This window comes from Mesorhizobium sp. LNHC229A00, from assembly GCF_000502415.1.
In the GTDB taxonomy this organism is placed as follows: Bacteria; Pseudomonadota; Alphaproteobacteria; order Rhizobiales; family Rhizobiaceae; genus Mesorhizobium.
Genome location: NZ_AYWQ01000138.1, coordinates 1 through 689, shown reverse-complemented (window position 1 = coordinate 689; position 689 = coordinate 1). Strand labels below are relative to the sequence as shown.

The 689-nt window shown below is 59.1% G+C and carries 1 protein-coding gene; it reads left to right on the top strand.

The genetic code is table 11. The features are described 5' to 3' along the window. Nucleotide 1 precedes the first annotated feature (1 nt). On the top strand, nt 2-658 hold the full coding sequence (locus tag X742_RS140285) for a CoA transferase subunit A (protein ID WP_245275669.1): 657 nt from the start codon (nt 2-4) through the stop codon (nt 656-658). Nucleotides 659-689 lie beyond the last annotated feature (31 nt).

The following is a 689-nucleotide window of genomic DNA, read 5'->3' as shown; positions in this document are numbered from 1 at the left end:
TTTGTTGTTCGACGGGATGTTCGTTGCCGCGGGCGGGTTTGGGCTTTGTGGCATACCCGAACTCTTGATCACCGCGATCCGGGAGGCATGCACCAAGGACCTGACGATTGCTTCGAACAATTGCGGCGTCGACGATTTCGGTCTCGGTGTGCTGTTGAAGTCGAAACAGATCAAAAAGATGATTTCCTCTTACGTCGGCGAGAACGCCGAGTTCATGCGCCAGTACCTGAGCGGTGAACTGGAACTCGAATTCAATCCGCAGGGGACGCTCGCCGAGCGCATGCGCGCCGGCGGCGCCGGCATCGCCGGCTTCTATACCAAGACCGGCGTGGGCACCTTGGTCGCGGAGGGCAAGGAGCACAAGAGCTTCAACGGCGAGACCTATGTGCTTGAAACCGGCATTGTCGCGGACCTGTCGATCGTCAAAGCCTGGAAAGCGGACCCATCAGGCAATCTCGTTTTCCGTAAAACAGCACGCAACTTCAACCCGCCGGCCGCAACCTGCGGAAGAGTTTGTGTGGCAGAGGTCGAGGAGATCGTACCTGCCGGCACCCTCGATCCCGATCAGATCCACCTGCCGGGGATCTATGTGCATCGCCTTATCCAGGGCGAGCATGAGAAACGCATCGAACAGCGCACGACCCGCGCGGCAGCTTGAGGGCAGGAGAAACGAATGGCTTGGGACAGGA